Origin of the sequence: Enterobacter sp. UCD-UG_FMILLET (assembly GCF_000762975.1) — a bacterium.
GTDB lineage: Bacteria > Pseudomonadota > Gammaproteobacteria > Enterobacterales > Enterobacteriaceae > Enterobacter > Enterobacter dykesii.
In genome coordinates this window covers 25,464-43,063 of the sequence record NZ_JRJC01000047.1, presented here as the reverse complement: position 1 = coordinate 43,063, position 17,600 = coordinate 25,464, and the positions used below count along the sequence as shown (strand labels likewise).

Below are 17,600 nucleotides of genomic sequence, written 5' to 3'. Positions count from 1 at the left end.
CACAGCAAACAGGGAACGCATGGAAATCTTCTTCACAATACTCATCATGACCCTTGTGGTCTCGTTATCCGGGGTGGTTACACGCGTACTGCCCTTTCAGGTCCCCCTGCCATTAATGCAAATTGCCATCGGCGCGCTGCTGGCGTGGCCGACGTTTGGCCTGCACGTGGAATTTGACCCCGAACTGTTCCTCGTGCTGTTTATCCCGCCGCTGCTGTTTGCCGATGGCTGGAAAACGCCCACGCGAGAATTTCTTGAGCACGGGCGCGAGATCTTCGGCCTGGCGCTGGCGCTGGTGGTGGTCACCGTCGTCGGGATTGGTTTTCTGATCTACTGGGCGGTACCGGGTATTCCATTAATACCGGCTTTTGCGCTGGCCGCCGTGCTGTCGCCAACCGATGCCGTGGCGCTGTCCGGCATTGTGGGTGAAGGCCGTATTCCGAAGAAAATCATGGGGATTTTACAGGGTGAGGCGCTGATGAACGACGCCTCCGGCCTGGTCGCCCTGAAGTTTGCCGTGGCCGTTGCGATGGGCACGATGGTCTTTACCATCGGCGGCGCAACCCTGGAATTCTTCAAGGTGGCGATTGGCGGTATTCTGGCGGGTTTTGTGGTGAGCTGGCTGTACGGCCGCTCGCTGCGCTTTCTCAGCCGCTGGGGCGGCGATGAGCCCGCAACGCAGATCGTACTGCTGTTCCTGCTGCCGTTTGCCTCTTATCTGATTGCCGAACATATCGGCGTGTCGGGCATTCTGGCTGCGGTTTCGGCGGGGATGACAATCACCCGTTCCGGCGTAATGCGTCGCGCGCCGCTGGCCATGCGCCTGCGTGCCAACAGCACCTGGGCCATGCTGGAGTTTGTCTTTAACGGCATGGTGTTCCTGCTGTTGGGCCTGCAGCTGCCGGGCATTATGGAATCCTCGCTGGTGGCGGCCGAAGCCGATCCGAACGTTGAGGTCTGGATGCTGTTTACCGACATCGTGCTGATCTACCTGGCGCTGATGCTGGTGCGTTTCGGCTGGCTGTGGACGATGAAAAACTTCAGCGTGCGTTTCCTGAAGAAAAAGCCGATGGAGTTCGGCTCGTGGACAACGCGTGAGCTGCTGATCGCCTCTTTTGCGGGCGTACGCGGGGCGATCACCCTTGCCGGTGTACTCTCCATTCCGCTGCTGCTGCCCACGGGAGACGTCTTCCCGGCGCGCTACGAGCTGGTCTTCCTGGCGGCGGGCGTGATTCTGTTCTCCCTGTTTGTCGGCGTGATTATGCTGCCGATTTTGCTCCAGCATATTGATGCCGGTGATTCGACCCAGCAGCATAAAGAGGAGCGTATTGCCCGGGCGGCCACCGCCGAAGTGGCAATTGTCGCGATTCAGAAGATGGAAGAGCGTCTGGCCGCCGATGCGGAAGAGAACATCGACAATCAGCTGCTGACGGAGGTCAGTTCCCGCGTGATTGGTAACCTGCGCCGCCGCGCGGACGGGCGTAACGATGTGGAAAGCTCGCTGCAGGAGGAGAACCTTGAACGCCGCTTCCGTCTGGCAGCATTGCGCTCAGAGCGTGCCGAGCTGTACCATCTGCGCGCCACGCGCCAGATCAGCAACGAAACGCTGCAAAAGCTGCTGCACGATCTGGATCTGCTGGAAGCGCTGTTGATAGAGAATCAGTAGCGCTGTTTTTACGTGCTCAATCGCTTCCCTCTCCCTGTGGGAGAGGGTTAGGGTGAGGGCACCCAAAACCCCTCACAACACTGCAGCCACGCCTGCGCGCTCTGCGACAAATAGACCCCTTCACGCCAGATCATCCCCAGCTGCCAGTGCAGGTCGCTCTCCAGCGGGATCCAGCGCAGCGTATTTTTATCCAGACGCTCGCAGATAGGCTGCGGCAGAATGGCAATCCCCACGCCGGCCTGCACCATCGCCGCCAGGAAATCCCACTGTCCGCTGCGCACCGCTATGCGCGGCTTGACGTTATGCTGGTTAAACAGCGTCATCAGCTGGCGGCTGAGGGCGAAGTCTTCGTTGTAGATCAGCAGAGGGTGCTCGCCGAGCAGTTCAGGTCTCACCGAGTCTACCTTCAGCCAGTCGCCGGAGCGGGGAACCAGCACGCACAGCGGGTGGCTAAAGAGCGGAAGCGTCGCCAGACCACTATCTTCCTCAACGGGAAGGGCGGTCATTGCCACGTCGAGCTCGCCGTTGGTGACGGCCTGCTGGACGGTTAACCCACCAAACTCCGAAATCTTCAGCTCTACGCCGGGATAACGCTGGCGAAACAGGCTAATCGGCCCGGCCATCATCATCCCCACCATTGGCGGAATCCCGAGGCGAAGCACCCCTTTCTTCAGATGATTGATATCGCCCAGCTCTGCTTCCAGCTGGCGAAACTCCGCCAGAATCGCCAGCCCGCGTTCGAACACCACGCGTCCGGTGTCGGTCAGCAGCAGCTTGCGCCCGTCGCGGATCAGCAGGGTACAGTTCAGTTCATCTTCGAGGTTTTTCAGCATCTTGCTGATGGTGGGCTGGGTAACAAACAACTTCTCCGCTGCGCGGGTAAAACTTTGCTGACGAACCACTTCGACAAAATAGCGCAGCGTTCTTATGTCCATGATTATTCCTCGAAACTATACCTTTGATGATTTTAATTCATTTCAGTCCATACCGTGCGCTCTCTATACTGGCACCTCATCTCATTTTTGAGGAAAACCCCCATGGCCGTGGCGTTAAGCCGTGTTACGCCTGCCGTTGTGCAACGACTCCAGGTCCCGGTGCAGGTACTGCTCTACGCGGGACTGTTTGTTTTCGCGGAATATCTTGTCGGCTGGCTGCATCTGCCGCTGCCCGCCAATCTTGTCGGGATGCTGCTGATGCTGACGCTTATTCTGTGCCGCGTGATCCCCCTTAACTGGGTGCGCGCCGGGGCGCGCTGGCTGCTGGCGGAAATGCTGCTGTTCTTTGTTCCTGCCGTGGTGGCGGTGGTGAACTATGCGCAGCTGCTGATGGTGGACGGCTGGCGAATCTTTGCGGTTATCGCGCTGAGTACGCTGATGGTGCTGGGGACGACCGCCTGGGTGGTGGATAAAGTGTATCGCTTTGAAATCAGCAGGCACAAACATGACTAACTTTCAGGTAAGCGTCCTGTGCCTGATTGCGACGCTGGCGATCTACTTCGCCAACAAGCGGCTGTATCGCCGCTTTCACGCCCTGCCGCTGATGCCGCTGGTCTTCACGCCGATCCTGCTGGTGCTGATGCTGGTCTTCGGCCACATCTCCTGGCAGAACTACATTGGCGAATCCCACTGGCTGCTGTGGCTGCTCGGCCCGGCGACCATCGCTTTTGCCGTCCCCGTTTACGACAACCTCGCCATTATAAAACGCCACTGGATGTCGCTCAGCGCGGGTGTAATCACCGCCACGGTGGTCGCGGTATGCAGCTCCGTCTGGCTGGCGCGGCTGTTTACGCTGCCCGATGAAATTCAGCGCAGCCTGGCCGTGCGTTCGGTGACCACGCCGTTTGCGCTGGCGGCCGCTAAACCGCTCGGCGGGCAGCCGGACCTGGTGGCGCTGTTTGTGGTGGTGACGGGCGTCTTTGGGATGGCCGTCGGCGATATGTTGTTCCTGCGCTTGTCGATCCGTGAAGGGATGGCGAAAGGCGCGGGGTTTGGCGCGGCTTCGCACGGGGCGGGCACGGCACGTTCGTATGAGCTGGGACAGCAGGAGGGCGTTGTCGCGAGCCTGGTGATGATGCTCTCAGGCGTAGTGATGGTGCTGATTGCGCCGCTGGTGGCGTGGGTGATGTTTTAAGCTCCCCGGCCAGAATGACCGGGGAGAAAGGTTTAGTGCGCGCGGCCCTGCTCAACGCCCAGGCCAGTTTGTGAACGGATAAACTGGGCGCGGAATTTCTCACGCTCCAGGTTACCCTCCGGCGAATTGTCGGTGGCCGAGAAGAACCAGATGCCAATAAACGCCACGGCGATCGAGAACAGCGCCGGGTATTCATACGGGAAGATAGCGCTTGCGTGACCGAGGATCTGCACCCAGATGGTCGGGCCCAGAATCATCAGGATCACCGCCGTCAGCAGCCCCAGCCAGCCGCCAATCATCGCGCCGCGCGTGGTCAGCTTCGACCAGTACATGGAGAGCAGGATGATCGGGAAGTTGCAGCTTGCCGCAATCGAAAAGGCCAGCCCCACCATAAAGGCGATGTTCTGCTTCTCAAACAGAATGCCTAACAGAATCGCCACGACGCCCAGCACCAGCACGGTGATTTTCGAGACCTTCAGCTCGTCGCGCTCGCTCGCGCCTTTGCGGAAGACGTTGGCGTAGAGGTCATGCGACACCGCAGACGCGCCGGCCAGCGTCAGCCCTGCAACCACCGCAAGAATGGTGGCGAAGGCCACGGCGGAGATAAAGCCGAGGAACAGGTTACCGCCCACCGCGTCAGCCAGGTGCACCGCCGCCATGTTGTTACCGCCAATCAGCGCGCCCGCCGCGTCTTTAAACGCCGGGTTCGCCCCCACCAGCATGATCGCGCCAAAGCCGATGATAAAGGTCAGGATGTAGAAATAACCCATGAAACCGGTGGCGTAAAAGACGCTCTTGCGCGCTTCACGCGCATCGCTCACGGTGAAGAAGCGCATCAAAATGTGCGGTAAACCTGCGGTACCGAACATCAGGCCGAGACCGAGCGAGAGCGCGGATATCGGGTCTTTCACCAGCCCGCCGGGGCTCATGATCGCTTCCCCTTTCGGGTGGACCGCCATGGCTTCGGTAAACAGGTTATTGAAGCTGAACCCGACGTGCTTCATCACCATAAAGGCCATAAAGCTGGCGCCGAACAGCAGCAGGACGGCTTTGATGATCTGCACCCATGTGGTGGCGAGCATGCCGCCGAACAGGACGTACATCACCATCAGCACGCCCACCAGCACCACCGCGACGTGGTAGTTCAGGCCGAACAGCAGTTCGATCAATTTACCCGCGCCGACCATCTGCGCAATCAGGTACAGTGCCACCACCACCAGCGAACCGCAGGCGGAGAGGGTGCGAATCGGCCCCTGCTTCAGGCGATACGAGGCCACGTCTGCGAAGGTATAGCGGCCCAGGTTACGCAGGCGCTCGGCAATCAGGAACAGGATGATCGGCCAGCCGACGAGGAAGCCGAGAGAGTAGATCAGGCCGTCATAGCCGGAGGTGTAGACCAGCGCGGAGATCCCGAGGAAAGAGGCGGCGGACATAAAGTCACCCGCAATCGCCAGCCCGTTCTGGAAGCCGGTAATGTTGCCGCCTGCGGTGTAGTAATCGTTACGGGAGCGCACGCGTTTCGACGCCCAGTAAGTGATGTACAGCGTCAGCAGGACGAAAATCAGGAACATCACAATGGCCTGCCAGTTGGTTGGCTGGCGCTGTACTTCGCCGGTAATGGCATCCGCCGCGTGGGCGGCAAAGGGAAGCGTGGCGGCGAGCGCCGTCAGAACTCTCTTCATGATGCTTTTACCTCTTGCAGTACCGCTTTATTAAGTCGATCGAATTCACCGTTCGCGCGCCAGACGTAGACGCCGGTCAGCAGGAATGAAATCACAATCACGCCAATGCCAATCGGAATACCGCGCGTCACGCTGGTCCCCTCGTGCAGCGGGGTGCCCAGCCAGTGCGGGGCAAAGGCGATCAGCAGAATAAAGCCGACGTAGATAACCAGCATGATGATGGAAAGGATGAAGGCAAACCGTTGCCGCTTATCGACGAGCTCCCTGTAGTGCGCACTATTCTCTATCTGCTGACAAATATCGTTATTCATCACAGAGTCTCCAGAAGTATTTGTAGGGGAGGTTTTATTGTTCCCTCTCCCTTGAGGGAGAGGGTTAGGGTAAGGGGGTTACGATGGCATCGCGATGGCCTGCTTCTCTTCGAGCAGTTTTTCCACCACGCCAGGGTCCGCGAGCGTTGAGGTATCACCGAGGTTGCTGGTGTCTCCAGCCGCGATTTTGCGCAAGATACGACGCATAATTTTGCCGGAACGGGTTTTCGGCAGCGAGTCGGTCCAGTGCAGCACGTCCGGCGTCGCCAGCGGGCCAATCTCTTTACGTACCCAGTTGCGCACCTCAGCGTAGAGCTCTGGCGACGGTTCTTCACCGTGGTTCAGAGTGACATAGGCGTAAATCGCCTGGCCTTTGATGTTATGCGGAATGCCCACAACCGCCGCTTCGGCAATCTTCGGATGCGACACTAGCGCCGATTCAATCTCAGCGGTGCCCAGACGGTGACCGGAGACGTTCAGCACGTCGTCCACGCGCCCGGTTATCCAGTAATAGCCATCTTCGTCACGACGCGCGCCGTCGCCGCTGAAGTACATGTTTTTAAAGGTCGAGAAGTAGGTCTGCTCGAAGCGATCGTGATCGCCGAACAGGGTACGCGCCTGACCCGGCCAGGAGTCCGTGATCACCAGGTTGCCTTCGGTGGCGCCTTCCAGCGGGTTGCCTTCGTTATCCACCAGCGCAGGCTGCACGCCGAAGAACGGACGGGTTGCGGAACCGGCCTTCAGCTGCGTGGCGCCCGGCATTGGGGTGATCATGAAGCCGCCGGTTTCGGTCTGCCACCAGGTGTCCATTACCGGGCATTTCTCGTTGCCGATTTTCTTCCAGTACCACTCCCAGGCTTCCGGGTTGATTGGCTCGCCCACGGAACCGAGGATGCGCAATGAAGAGCGGTCGGTGCCTTCGATGGCTTTATCGCCTTCCGCCATCAGTGCGCGGATCGCCGTTGGTGCGGTGTAGAGAATGTTGACCTGGTGTTTGTCGACCACCTGGCACATCCGCGCCGGGGTCGGCCAGTTCGGTACGCCCTCAAACATCAGCGTTGTTGCGCCACAGGCCAGCGGGCCGTACAGCAGATAGCTATGTCCGGTAACCCAGCCCACGTCGGCGGTACACCAGTAGATGTCGCCCGGATGGTAGTCGAAGACGTATTTGAAGGTGGTGGCCGCATAGACCAGATAGCCGCCGGTGGTGTGCAGAACGCCTTTCGGCTTACCGGTCGAGCCGGAGGTGTAAAGAATGAACAGCGGATCTTCTGCGTTCATCTCTTCAGGCTGATGCTGGTCGCTCGCTTTCTCAATCAGGTCGCTCCACCACAGGTCGCGCCCCTCGTTCCAGTCGATTTTGCCGCCGGTACGCTTAAGGACGATGACGTTACTGACCGTTTTGACGTTCGGGTTTTTCAGCGCTTCGTCGACGTTTTTCTTCAGTGGGATACCGCGCCCGGCGCGCACGCCTTCATCGGCGGTGATCACCAGTTTTGAACTGGAATCGACAATACGGCCCGCTACCGCCTCTGGCGAGAACCCGCCAAAAATCACCGAGTGGATCGCGCCGATACGCGCGCAGGCCAGCATGGCCACCGCCGCTTCCGGCACCATCGGCATATAGATAGCGACCACGTCGCCTTTTTTAATGCCTTTATCCAGCAGGACGTTGGCGAAGCGGCACACGTCGCGGTGCAGCTCTTTGTAGGTAATGTGTTTGCTCTGCGAGGCGTCATCGCCTTCCCAGATGATGGCCGTCTCATTCCCGCGCTCGGCGAGATGACGATCGAGGCAGTTCGCCGCCAGGTTCAGGGTGCCATCTTCATACCATTTAATGGAGACATTGCCGGGTGCAAAGGAGGTGTTCTTCACCTTCTGATAAGGTTTGATCCAGTCAAGGATATGGCCCTGCTCACCCCAGAAGGTGTCCGGGGCGGTGATAGATTGCTGATATTTCTCGTGGTACTGCTCCGGGGTGATCAGGCAACGGTCCGCAATGTTTGCGGGAATGTCATGTTTGTGTATTTGGCTCATGGCTTTTTTTCTCCTTGTAAGATGTTAATAATATGTCGCAAAAACGTTAATTGTAGGGGCTTTACAAGCTTTGTTTATTATTTGGGCTGCAGATCACGCATTGTTTGAAGAGTATGAAAATTGAGCGAATGAATCTTTGAAGGGAAATAATTTATGCAGACGATTATTCACATTTATGTTTAAAAAAGCGTTTTTATAACAAAAGGTTATTTATCAGAATTAGAACAAACTCCCGTCATCGTCGCTTTTGTGAGTGAAACGCGTCGTTCTTTAAGGCTTGCGCAACAGGTCGCGCAAATGATACTCATACGCCGCGTTAAAAAATCCCATAAACCAACGCAACACAATTCATACCCTTTCAGTATGTCTCCATATTCATGCAGTTTGAGTGAATAAGGCGCTTCATTGAGGAAGTCAGTTTCTATGAAAAACGTTAAAGTCAGCCTTGCCTGGCAGATCTTAATCGCCCTTGTGCTGGGCATCTTGCTGGGCAGTTACCTCCACTATCATAGCGACAGCCGCGAATGGCTGATTGCGAACCTGCTTTCACCGGCAGGGGATATCTTTATTCATCTGATCAAGATGATTGTGGTACCGATTGTGATCTCGACGCTGGTGGTCGGTATTGCGGGCGTCGGCGATGCGAAGCAGTTAGGCCGTATTGGCGCGAAAACCATTATCTATTTCGAAGTGATCACTACGGTTGCGATTATCCTCGGTATCACGCTGGCGAACGTGTTCCAGCCGGGTTCCGGGATTGATATGTCGCAGCTGGCGACGGTGGATATTTCGAAATACCAAAGCACGACCGCTGACGTGCAAAGCCATGCGCACGGCCTGATGGGCACTATCCTGTCGCTGGTGCCGACCAACATTGTGGCGTCAATGGCGAAGGGCGAGATGTTGCCTATCATCTTCTTCTCGGTGCTGTTCGGTCTGGGGCTCTCTTCCCTGCCGGCGACGCACCGTGAGCCGCTGGTGACCGTGTTCCGCTCTATCTCTGAAACCATGTTTAAAGTGACGCACATGGTGATGCGTTATGCGCCGGTAGGGGTGTTTGCGCTTATCGCCGTCACCGTGGCGAACTTCGGTTTTGCCTCCCTGTGGCCGCTGGCGAAGCTGGTGCTCCTGGTGCACTTCGCCATTCTGTTCTTCGCGCTGGTGGTGCTGGGGATCGTGGCGCGTCTGTGCGGGCTGAGCATCTGGATCCTGATTCGCATCCTGAAAGACGAGCTGATTCTGGCGTACTCCACGGCAAGTTCTGAGAGCGTGCTGCCTCGCATCATTGAGAAGATGGAAGCCTACGGTGCGCCAGCTTCTATTACCAGCTTCGTGGTACCGACCGGCTATTCCTTTAACCTGGACGGTTCGACGCTGTACCAGAGCATCGCCGCTATCTTTATTGCGCAGCTGTACGGTATTGACCTGTCGCTGTGGCAGGAGATCGTGCTGGTGCTGACGCTGATGGTGACGTCCAAAGGTATTGCAGGCGTTCCAGGCGTCTCCTTCGTGGTGCTGCTGGCGACGCTTGGCAGCGTCGGTATTCCGCTGGAAGGTCTGGCGTTTATCGCCGGTGTGGACCGTATCCTCGACATGGCGCGTACCGCGCTGAACGTGGTGGGGAATGCCCTGGCGGTGCTAGTTATCGCCAAGTGGGAACACAAATTCGATCGTAAAAAAGCGCTGGCGTATGAACGCGAGGTGCTGGGTCGTTTTGATAAGACTGCTGACCAGTAATGTAACGTTTTCTTCCCTCTCCCCTTTGGGGAGAGGGTTAGGGTGAGGGGATTTTATTCCCCGCTCAACGCATCAAACTCTTCGCACCCCGTATCAAACCCTTCCGTACAGCTCAGGTTCAACCAGTACAGCGCTTTCTGTTTATTGGGCGTGATAAAGCCTTTCTCACCCTGCCTGAACAACATCCCTGCCCAGTACTCGGCGTAGCCCGTGCGTGAAAGTGCCGAGCTCCGCTTGAACCACGAGGCGGCCTGCACGTCGTCCTGGGCCACTTCAACGCCGTTGGCATAAATCAGCCCCAGCAGCATTTGCGCATCTACCGCAGAGTCGTTGTCGATATCTTCAGTCGCCGTTTGCAGCAGTTTGATGGCCTGGGGATAGTCGGTTGTACCAGCCTGAGTGTTGACCAGCACGCGCGCCAGCATGATCGCGCCGCGTTTGCTGCCCGCGATGGTTGCCTGCTGTGCCAGTGCCTTAGCTTGCGCATAATTTCCCTGGGTAAAGAGGATTTGCGAGAGAAGCCCCATGGCATCGACATCGCCGCCTTTAGCGGCTTTCTCGGCCCACAGAGCGGCCTGCTTAATGTCACCAGAGCTGAAGTACGTATCGGCAAGATAATACTGGGCGCGGGCATCGCCGGCTTCTGCCTGTTTCAGATACTGGCTGCCTATCTCATCCGCGCGGGCGAAGGACGTTAAAAACACTAACAACAGAAAAATGGCTTTCATGGACTCTTATCATCTGGGTACACGCCGCGCAGTATAATCGCGGTGGCGAAAGAAAAAAATGGGTGCATTAAGACCTCAGCATCCTGCAAGCCGGGCGGAACCGTGGTTCCGCCCGTAGAGGTTAGCCTGGGTTGCAGGCTAATTTTGCCGCCACCTCCTGATGTTCACCCTTTATTGAAAACTCGCATAACTTACCTCGAGTAATAAAGGTAAAGATCACTATCGTCAGGCAAATAATAAAGACGATGCCTAACGCAGTTTTTAATGGCGTCATGCCTTTTACTCCTTGTCAAAAAAAGAATAAGAGGCTACTCTCAACTTGTTCGGAGTTGAGGGAGTAGCCTCGGGTAAATGAAAATTTCCCGGGGCTTTCTACTTTCTGTCCCTCAACAATGCTCAAGACAGAAAGTCTTAAGCACCCGCCGCACATCTTATCCCTCTGAATTAAAATGCAAAGATGTAATTATTTTTCGCGAAAATTACATTATTTCTGCGAGCCGCTTTCCAGAACAATAATTAATATCGTTGATGAGTTAATCGGAAATAAAAAGGGAGTGAATATTTCACTCCCTTTATTCATCGATGAATTAACGGCTTCACCCCATTGCGCTTTCGCGCAGCCGGGCTTTCAGCTTGTTATATTCGTCGATGACATACTGTTCCGCAGCGTGCTGATCCGCAATCGGCTCCACGCGTACGGCGCAGTATTTATACTCCGGCGTTTTGGTTATCGGGCTTAAGTTCTCCGTGACCAGCTCGTTACAGGCGCCAATCCACCACTGGTAGGTCATATAGACCGCCCCTTTGTTCGGACGATCGCTGACCTGCGCACGGGTAATGATCCGGCCTTTGCGCGAATTCACCCACACCAGCGCTTCATCCTCAATGCCGAGGCGCTCTGCGTCGGCGGTGTTGATTTGCGCGTAGCCCGGTTCGTCCGCCAGCGCCGCCAGCGCGGCGCAGTTGCCCGTCATCGAACGGCAGGAGTAGTGGCCCACTTCACGCACGGTGGAGAGCACCATCGGATACTCATCGGTGAGTTTATCGATCGGCGCGACCCAGTCGCAGGTGAAGAACTGCGCCAGCCCGTTCGGGGTGTCGAACTTCTCTTTAAAGAGGTATGACGTCCCCTGATCGGCTTCGGACTCATCGCGACACGGCCACTGGATATACCCAAGCTCACCCATTTTTTCATAGGTGGCGCCGTAGAAGTCAGGACACACACTGCGCAACTCGTCCCAGATCTCCTGGGTGTTGTTGTAGTGCATCGGGTAGCCCATGCGGGTGGCGATTTCACTGATGATCTGCCAGTCCGTTTTCAGGTCCCACTTCGGATCGACCGCCTTAAAGAAGCGCTGGAAGCCGCGGTCCGCCGCCGTGTAGACGCCTTCATGCTCGCCCCACGAGGTCGACGGTAAAATCACATCCGCCGCCGCCGCGGTTTTGGTCATGAAAATATCCTGGACAATCACCAGCTCCAGATCCTCAAACCCTTTGCGCACCGCAGAGAGCTCTGCGTCGGTCTGGAGCGGATCTTCACCCATGATGTAGGCCGCACGCACTTCGCCGTGCGCCGCGCGGTGCGGCAACTCGCTGATGCGATATCCGGTGTGTTCTGGCAGGCTTTCCACGCCCCAGGCCTTCGCGAATTTCTCGCGGTTTTCCGGGAACTTCACGTACTGGTAGCCCGGGTAGGTGTCCGGCAGCGCGCCCATATCGCAGGCGCCCTGGACGTTATTCTGACCGCGTACCGGGTTGACGCCGACGTGCGCTTTACCCAGATTGCCGGTCAGCATCGCGAGACTCGTCAGAGAACGCACGGTTTCCACGCCCTGATAGAACTGGGTCACGCCCATGCCCCACAGGATGGCGGCGGTTTTCGCCCCGGCATACATCCGTGCCGCCTGGCGGATCTCCTGCGCGCTGACGCCGGTGATCGTTTCCACCGACTCTGGCGTATAGCCTTCGACAATTTTCCTATACTCTTCAAAGCCTTCCGTACGGGTCGCGACAAACGCCTGGTCGTACAGGTTCTCCTCAATAATGACGTGCCCCATTGCGTTCAACAGCGCGATGTTCGAGCCGTTTTTCAACGCGATGTGCATATCCGCAATGCGCGCGGTTTCAATTTTGCGCGGATCGCAGACGATGATTTTCGCCCCATTCTGTTTAGCGCGAATAACGTGGTTCGCGACGATAGGGTGAGAATCCGCAGGGTTATAACCAAAGATGAAGACGAGATCGGTGTTATCTATCTCGTTGATGGCATTACTCATTGCGCCGTTACCGACCGACTGGTGCAGACCTGCAACCGATGGGCCGTGTCAGACGCGAGCGCAGCAGTCGACGTTATTGGTACCAATAACGGCGCGCGCGAATTTTTGCATCACATAGTTGGTTTCATTTCCCGTCCCGCGGGAAGAGCCGGTAGTCTGGATGGCATCCGGGCCATACTTGGCCTTGATGGCGCTTAGGCGCGTGGCGACGTAATCCAGCGCCTCGTTCCAGGAGACGGCTTCCAGCTTGCCGCCGCGCTCGCGGCGGATCATAGGGGTTTTCAGGCGCGGGGTGAGGATTTGGGTATCGTTAATAAAATCCCAGCCGTAGTAACCTTTCAGGCACAGCGTGCCCTGGTTGGTTTTCCCCTGTGCGGCCTCCGCCCGGACGATTTTGCCGTTATCGACCACCAGGTGGATCTTGCAACCTGATGCACAATAAGGGCAAACCGTGACGACTTTTTTCATCAGTCTGCTCCAGTTAATCGAATCATTCGCACCCACTATGCAGCTTCTATGCCATGTTTTTTGTATGGGTATACCCTGACTTTACGGTCCCTTCGCGGTGAAAACCCTGACAAAAAGCAGTCAATCGTCAAAATTGACGTGTCGACAGGGCAGCGGATGTGACATGGGTTGAATTTCCGTCACTGAAAAAACCATTTGACTGGAGCCGACGGCAGAATGGTTCAGACTTAACATAATCCCCTGACGGAAGCATACGATGAAACCGGCGATCCTGGTGGTTGATGACGATACGGCAGTCTGCGAACTGCTTCAGGACGTGCTGAGCGAGCACGTCTTTAGCGTGCTTGTCTGCCATAACGGCCAGGATGCACTGCGGCAGGTACAGCAGGAGCCGAATATCGCGCTGGTGCTGCTGGATATGATGCTGCCGGATATCAACGGCTTACAGGTTTTGCTGCAGCTGCAAAAGCAGCGCCCGGCGCTACCGGTGATCATGTTAACCGGGCTAGGCAGTGAGTCAGACGTGGTGGTGGGGCTGGAGATGGGGGCCGACGATTATATTGGCAAACCGTTCAACCCGCGCGTGGTGGTCGCCCGCGTAAAAGCGGTATTGCGGCGTACGGGCGTGCTGGCTGCGGAAGTCCCCGCAGCGCCCGTAGCGGGCATTGCTTTTAACGGATGGACGCTCGATACCACCCGCTGTGAGCTGAGCGATCCGCAGCGTAATCCTGTCCCCTTAACCCAGGGCGAGTACGGCCTGCTGCTGGCGCTCACGCAAAATGCCCGTCGGGTGCTGAGCCGTGACCGGCTGCTTGAGCTGACCCACAGCGAAAGCGCCGACGTGTTCGATCGCACGATTGACGTGTTGATCATGCGCCTGCGCCGGAAGATTGAGGCCAACCCGCATCAGCCTGCGCTCATCAAAACTATCCGCGGGCTGGGCTATGTGTTTGCCACCGATGTTTCCCATAGCGAGAAAGCGGCCTAGGTATTCTCTTTGATAAACAGCTGCAGCTCGGCCAGCGTTTTCGCGCCGTCAATCGCGTTGGCCGCCAGCAGGCTGGCCCGCGCGCAGGCGTGTGCCAGATAAATGCTCTCCGTGAGCGGGAGCGATTCGTGGCAGCCGTATAAAAACCCCGCGCAAAACGCATCGCCCGCACCGACGCTGCCGACAATGTCCTTCTGCTCCAGTAGCCATGAGGGGAGCCAGCGACCTTGCTCACCCGGCGCTTCGCCCCATGCGCCTTCCGGACAGTGGATCACCACCCGCTGACGCACGCCTGCCGCCAGCAGCTGCGTCGCGGCATCGGCGATATGGGCGATATTCAGCGCATCGTCGGCGTCGCGCATCTCCAGTCCGCTAAACTCCCCGGCTTCCAGCTCGTTAATCACCAGATAATCAAGGTGGCGTAGGGCAGGGAGCACCAGCGGCTGATAGCGCGGGTCGCCCTTGCGGGACACCAGATCGAGCGACGTTTCATACCCCTGGTCGCGCATCTGCGCCAGCAGCCGCGCGCTGCGGGTACCAAACTCGTCATCGGGCATATCCAGGCTGTCGAGCAGCAGCAGGTAGCCGAGATGGAAGATCTTCATCGATCCGTCTAAGCGATCGAAGGCGGGAAGATCCAGCAGGCGGTTGGCGCCCGGCGAGTGGAAAAAGGTGCGCTGTCCGCTGGGATCGGTCATTACCTGCGACATGGAGGTCGGTGCAAAGGTGGTGCGCTGAACGCGCTGACGGTTGACGTGGTACTGGTCGAGCATCGCCAGAATGTAATCCCCGTCGCCGTCTTCGCCAATCAGCCCCACCGCCTGCAGCGGCAGGCCAACGTGCATTTTCGCCAGCGTCAGCAGCACGTTGAGCGGCGCGCCGCCGGTTGAGCGTTCGCTGTGGGTGATTTCCGCCAGCCAGCCGCGCTCCGGCCACTGCACGATCTGGTGGACGTGATCCACCAGCATGTTGCCTGCGGCAATGATCCCTTTACGTTCCATCAGGCTTTCCCCGCGCTGCCGAAGATGCGCATCTGTTCGGCGACCGTATCGGTAATCGCCTCTTCTATCCCCAGCAGCAGCTCGGCAAATTCATCGTACAGCGGCTGGCGGTTCGCCATGCGCTGCTCAACGGCGGCGAGTGCGGCCTGCGACATGCCGGTGTAGAAGTTGATTTTATGAATGCCGAGCTCGATGGCGCGGCGGAAGTCGGCATCGCTAATCCCGGAGCCGCCGTGTAAAACCAGCGGCAGCCCCGTCTGCTGGCGAATGGCGTCCAGGCGTGGGAAATCAAGCTTTGGCTCGCCCTTGTATTTGCCGTGCGCGTTGCCGATGGCAACCGCCAGCGCGTCGATGCCGGTTGAATCGACAAATTCGCGCGCCAGCTGCGGGTCGGTAAAGAAGGCTTCATCCGCATGCCCGTACAGCGCGCCGCCTTCATCGCCACCGACCGCGCCCAGCTCCGCTTCCACCGACACGCCGACCGCGTGGCACATCTTCACCACCTCCCGCGTCTGGCGAATGTTCTCCTCATAGCTCAGCGTAGAGCCGTCGAACATCACCGAGCTGAACCCTAAGCGCAGGGCGCGCACCACCGCCTCGAAATGCAGGCCGTGGTCGAGATTGAGCACCACGGGGATATCGTGACGGGCGGCTTCGAACTTAACCGCTTCGACAAGCGAATCCAGAGACACGTACTTAAAGTGTACTTCGGCGATGTTGATGATAAACGGCGAGCGTTCCTGCTTCGCGGCGGCGAACAGCGCGCGCAGGAAGTGGGAGTCGAGCACGTTAAACGCGCCCAGCGCGTAGCGATGCGCCCTGGCGTGCTCCAGACCGTCGGCAAGAGAGATCAATGGCATCATTTACTCCTTATATCCGAAACAGGTTGTACTCGTTGCACAGCACCAGCAGCGCCGGTTCGTCTTCTTCGATGTTGTTATAGCGGGCAACGGGCTGCAAAAAGTGGTTATCGTGCTCGTCGTCGTTTACCGATGACACCTCCCCAACCAGCACGTCGCCGAAGCCGCGTTCGCCCCAGAAGCTGTGGTACAGAGTGGGTGTCAGACAGATGCTTTCCCCTGGCATGAGGCGCAGCTGGCTGCCGGGCGCGTGGGTCTGACGACAGCCGTCGACGGTGACCGTCACGTCGGTGTTTTCCGTCTCTTCATGCGCCCCGGCATTCCATAACTCAATAATCAGATTCCCGCCGCCCCGGTTGATGATGTCTTCCCGCTTGCGCCAGTGAAAATGCATCGGCGTCACCTGGCCGTCGCGCACGTGCATAATTTTTTCGGCATAGCACTTTTCATAAGGCACGCCGTTGGGCGAGCCGTTGCGCAGGGTAAACAGCGTCAGGCCCTCAGCGGCAAAGCTGTTGCCGCCGAACGCCGTCACGTCCCAGCCGAGCTTGAGGTCGAACACTTCCTGCCATGCTGCCTGGTCAAGCTGCTGCCATTTTGTGGGCGGGAAGCTGGCAAACGGCGGGAGATGCACGTCGTGCATGGAAAAGAACTGTCGCGTGTGGCCGAGAATTTCATTGATGTCGGAGCGTTTCATGGGGACTCCTTGAAAACAGTTCCCTCTCCCTGCGGGAGAGGGAAAAGGATCATTTAACCGTCCAGCCCTTATACGTGCCGACGTTCTTTTTATCGATCATCGTCACCGGGATCAGCACGGGCGCTTTCGGCGCAGGTTTGCCCTGTAGAATGTCATAGCCGATCTCCACCGCTTTTGCCGCCATGACCTGCGGATCCTGCGCTGGGGTCGCGACAAACAGTGAGTTTTCGCGCTTCAGCGCTTCCTCGCCGTCCGGGCTGCCATCGACGCCGACGATAAAGAACTCGTTGCGCTGAGCCTGCTTCGCGGCCAGATCGGCGCCGATCGCCGTCGGATCGTTAATCGCAAACACGCCGTCGATCTTCGGATTGGCCGCCAGCAGGGAGGTCATGACTTCCAGACCGCCTTCACGACTGCCCTTGGCGTTCTGGTTATCCGAGAGCACCTTGATATCCGGATGTTTTTTGAATTCCGTCTGACAACCTTCCACGCGGTTTTGCACCGCAGAGACCGGCGGTCCGTTGATGATCACCACGTTGCCTTTGCCTTTCAGGCGATCGGTAATGTACTTACAGGCCATTTCGCCCGCCTGGGTGTTATCGGAGGTGATGGTCGCATCCGCCCCTTCCGCCGCCACGTCAACCGCAACGACCACGATCCCGGCGTCCTTCGCGCGCTTCACCGCCGGGCCGATCCCTTTGGAATCCGCAGCGTTGAGGATGATCATGTCCACCTTCGCGGCGATGAAGTTATCGATCTGCGCCACCTGCTGGCCCAGATCGTAACCGCTGGAGACCAGCGTCACCTTGACGTTATCGCCAGCCAGCTTGCGCGCTTCCAGCTCGGCACCTTTGGTGATCTGCACGAAGAACGGGTTGGCCAGGTCGCCCACCGTCACGCCGATGGACTTCAGATCTTTTGCCTGCGCAAACGGCGTTGCGGCAAGCAGTGCGCCAGCACAGAGCGCGGTTACTAACGGTTTCAAACGCATAGGGTTTTCCTCGAAGCTGTAGGGTGTT

At 57.8% G+C, this 17,600-nt stretch carries 16 protein-coding genes; 5 read left to right on the top strand and 11 right to left on the bottom strand.

The window, feature by feature from the left end; all coding sequences use genetic code 11:
• Positions 1 to 19 precede the first annotated feature (19 nt).
• On the top strand, positions 20 to 1,666 hold the full coding sequence (locus tag LA04_RS21355; protein WP_047653096.1) for a Na+/H+ antiporter: 1,647 nt from the start codon (positions 20 to 22) through the stop codon (positions 1,664 to 1,666).
• 47 nt (positions 1,667 to 1,713) lie between these two features.
• On the opposite strand, the gene LA04_RS21350 is transcribed toward LA04_RS21355, so the two are convergent.
• The gene (locus LA04_RS21350; RefSeq protein ID WP_047653095.1) at positions 1,714 to 2,601 is read right to left on the bottom strand and encodes a LysR family transcriptional regulator; all 888 of its coding nucleotides are present in this window, start codon (positions 2,599 to 2,601) and stop codon (positions 1,714 to 1,716) included.
• Positions 2,602 to 2,703: 102 nt separating this feature from the next.
• Between LA04_RS21350 and LA04_RS21345 the strand changes: the two genes are divergently transcribed.
• The gene (locus LA04_RS21345) at positions 2,704 to 3,114 is read left to right on the top strand and encodes a CidA/LrgA family protein (RefSeq protein WP_047653094.1); all 411 of its coding nucleotides are present in this window, start codon (positions 2,704 to 2,706) and stop codon (positions 3,112 to 3,114) included.
• Positions 3,107 to 3,796 carry an LrgB family protein gene (locus LA04_RS21340; protein ID WP_047653092.1) on the top strand — a complete coding sequence of 230 codons (690 nt, stop codon included), beginning with the start codon at positions 3,107 to 3,109 and terminating at the stop codon, positions 3,794 to 3,796. Before LA04_RS21345 ends, LA04_RS21340 begins: the two co-directional genes overlap by 8 nt.
• Positions 3,797 to 3,828: 32 nt before the next feature.
• Here LA04_RS21340 and actP read toward each other — a convergent pair whose 3' ends face one another.
• From actP to acs, 3 genes are all read right to left on the bottom strand, one after another.
• Complete coding sequence (gene actP, locus LA04_RS21335; RefSeq protein ID WP_047653091.1) at positions 3,829 to 5,478, bottom strand: cation/acetate symporter ActP; 1,650 nt, start codon at positions 5,476 to 5,478, stop codon at positions 3,829 to 3,831.
• The gene (locus tag LA04_RS21330) at positions 5,475 to 5,789 is read right to left on the bottom strand and encodes a DUF485 domain-containing protein (protein ID WP_023310065.1); all 315 of its coding nucleotides are present in this window, start codon (positions 5,787 to 5,789) and stop codon (positions 5,475 to 5,477) included. Before LA04_RS21330 ends, actP begins: the two co-directional genes overlap by 4 nt.
• Before the next feature lie 78 nt (positions 5,790 to 5,867).
• Complete coding sequence (gene acs, locus LA04_RS21325; protein ID WP_047653090.1) at positions 5,868 to 7,826, bottom strand: acetate--CoA ligase; 1,959 nt, start codon at positions 7,824 to 7,826, stop codon at positions 5,868 to 5,870.
• 423 nt (positions 7,827 to 8,249) lie between these two features.
• Between acs and gltP the strand changes: the two genes are divergently transcribed.
• Positions 8,250 to 9,563: a glutamate/aspartate:proton symporter GltP gene (gene gltP, locus LA04_RS21320; RefSeq protein WP_023310067.1), complete on the top strand. Its 1,314-nt coding sequence runs from the start codon at positions 8,250 to 8,252 to the stop codon at positions 9,561 to 9,563.
• A 53-nt stretch (positions 9,564 to 9,616) separates the two neighbouring features.
• Here gltP and LA04_RS21315 read toward each other — a convergent pair whose 3' ends face one another.
• The 3 genes from LA04_RS21315 to fdhF all read right to left on the bottom strand — a co-directional run bounded on the left by LA04_RS21315 (position 9,617) and on the right by fdhF (position 13,035).
• A complete protein-coding gene (locus LA04_RS21315; RefSeq protein WP_047653089.1) occupies positions 9,617 to 10,291 on the bottom strand; it encodes a tetratricopeptide repeat protein in 675 nt (224 codons plus the stop codon).
• Positions 10,292 to 10,412: 121 nt separating this feature from the next.
• Complete coding sequence (locus LA04_RS21310) at positions 10,413 to 10,565, bottom strand: Hok/Gef family protein (RefSeq protein WP_047653088.1); 153 nt, start codon at positions 10,563 to 10,565, stop codon at positions 10,413 to 10,415.
• A gap of 322 nt (positions 10,566 to 10,887) precedes the next feature.
• Positions 10,888 to 13,035, bottom strand: a complete 2,148-nt coding sequence (fdhF, locus tag LA04_RS21305) for a formate dehydrogenase subunit alpha (RefSeq protein WP_081957739.1) — start codon at positions 13,033 to 13,035, stop codon at positions 10,888 to 10,890.
• Between the two features lie 256 nt (positions 13,036 to 13,291).
• On the opposite strand from fdhF, the gene LA04_RS21295 reads away from it, so the two are divergent.
• The gene (locus LA04_RS21295) at positions 13,292 to 14,023 is read left to right on the top strand and encodes a response regulator (protein WP_029740750.1); all 732 of its coding nucleotides are present in this window, start codon (positions 13,292 to 13,294) and stop codon (positions 14,021 to 14,023) included.
• On the opposite strand, the gene LA04_RS21290 is transcribed toward LA04_RS21295, so the two are convergent.
• Genes LA04_RS21290 through LA04_RS21275 form a run of 4 tightly spaced genes read right to left on the bottom strand, consistent with a single transcriptional unit; the run spans position 14,020 to position 17,572 of the window.
• On the bottom strand, positions 14,020 to 15,024 hold the full coding sequence (locus LA04_RS21290; protein ID WP_047653086.1) for a carbohydrate kinase family protein: 1,005 nt from the start codon (positions 15,022 to 15,024) through the stop codon (positions 14,020 to 14,022). The genes LA04_RS21295 and LA04_RS21290 overlap by 4 nt on opposite strands.
• Positions 15,024 to 15,884, bottom strand: a complete 861-nt coding sequence (locus LA04_RS21285) for a ketose 1,6-bisphosphate aldolase (RefSeq protein WP_047653085.1) — start codon at positions 15,882 to 15,884, stop codon at positions 15,024 to 15,026. Before LA04_RS21285 ends, LA04_RS21290 begins: the two co-directional genes overlap by 1 nt.
• 10 nt (positions 15,885 to 15,894) lie before the next feature.
• On the bottom strand, positions 15,895 to 16,581 hold the full coding sequence (locus tag LA04_RS21280) for a D-lyxose/D-mannose isomerase (protein WP_047653084.1): 687 nt from the start codon (positions 16,579 to 16,581) through the stop codon (positions 15,895 to 15,897).
• Between the two features lie 49 nt (positions 16,582 to 16,630).
• On the bottom strand, positions 16,631 to 17,572 hold the full coding sequence (locus LA04_RS21275) for an ABC transporter substrate-binding protein (protein ID WP_021242935.1): 942 nt from the start codon (positions 17,570 to 17,572) through the stop codon (positions 16,631 to 16,633).
• Positions 17,573 to 17,600 lie beyond the last annotated feature (28 nt).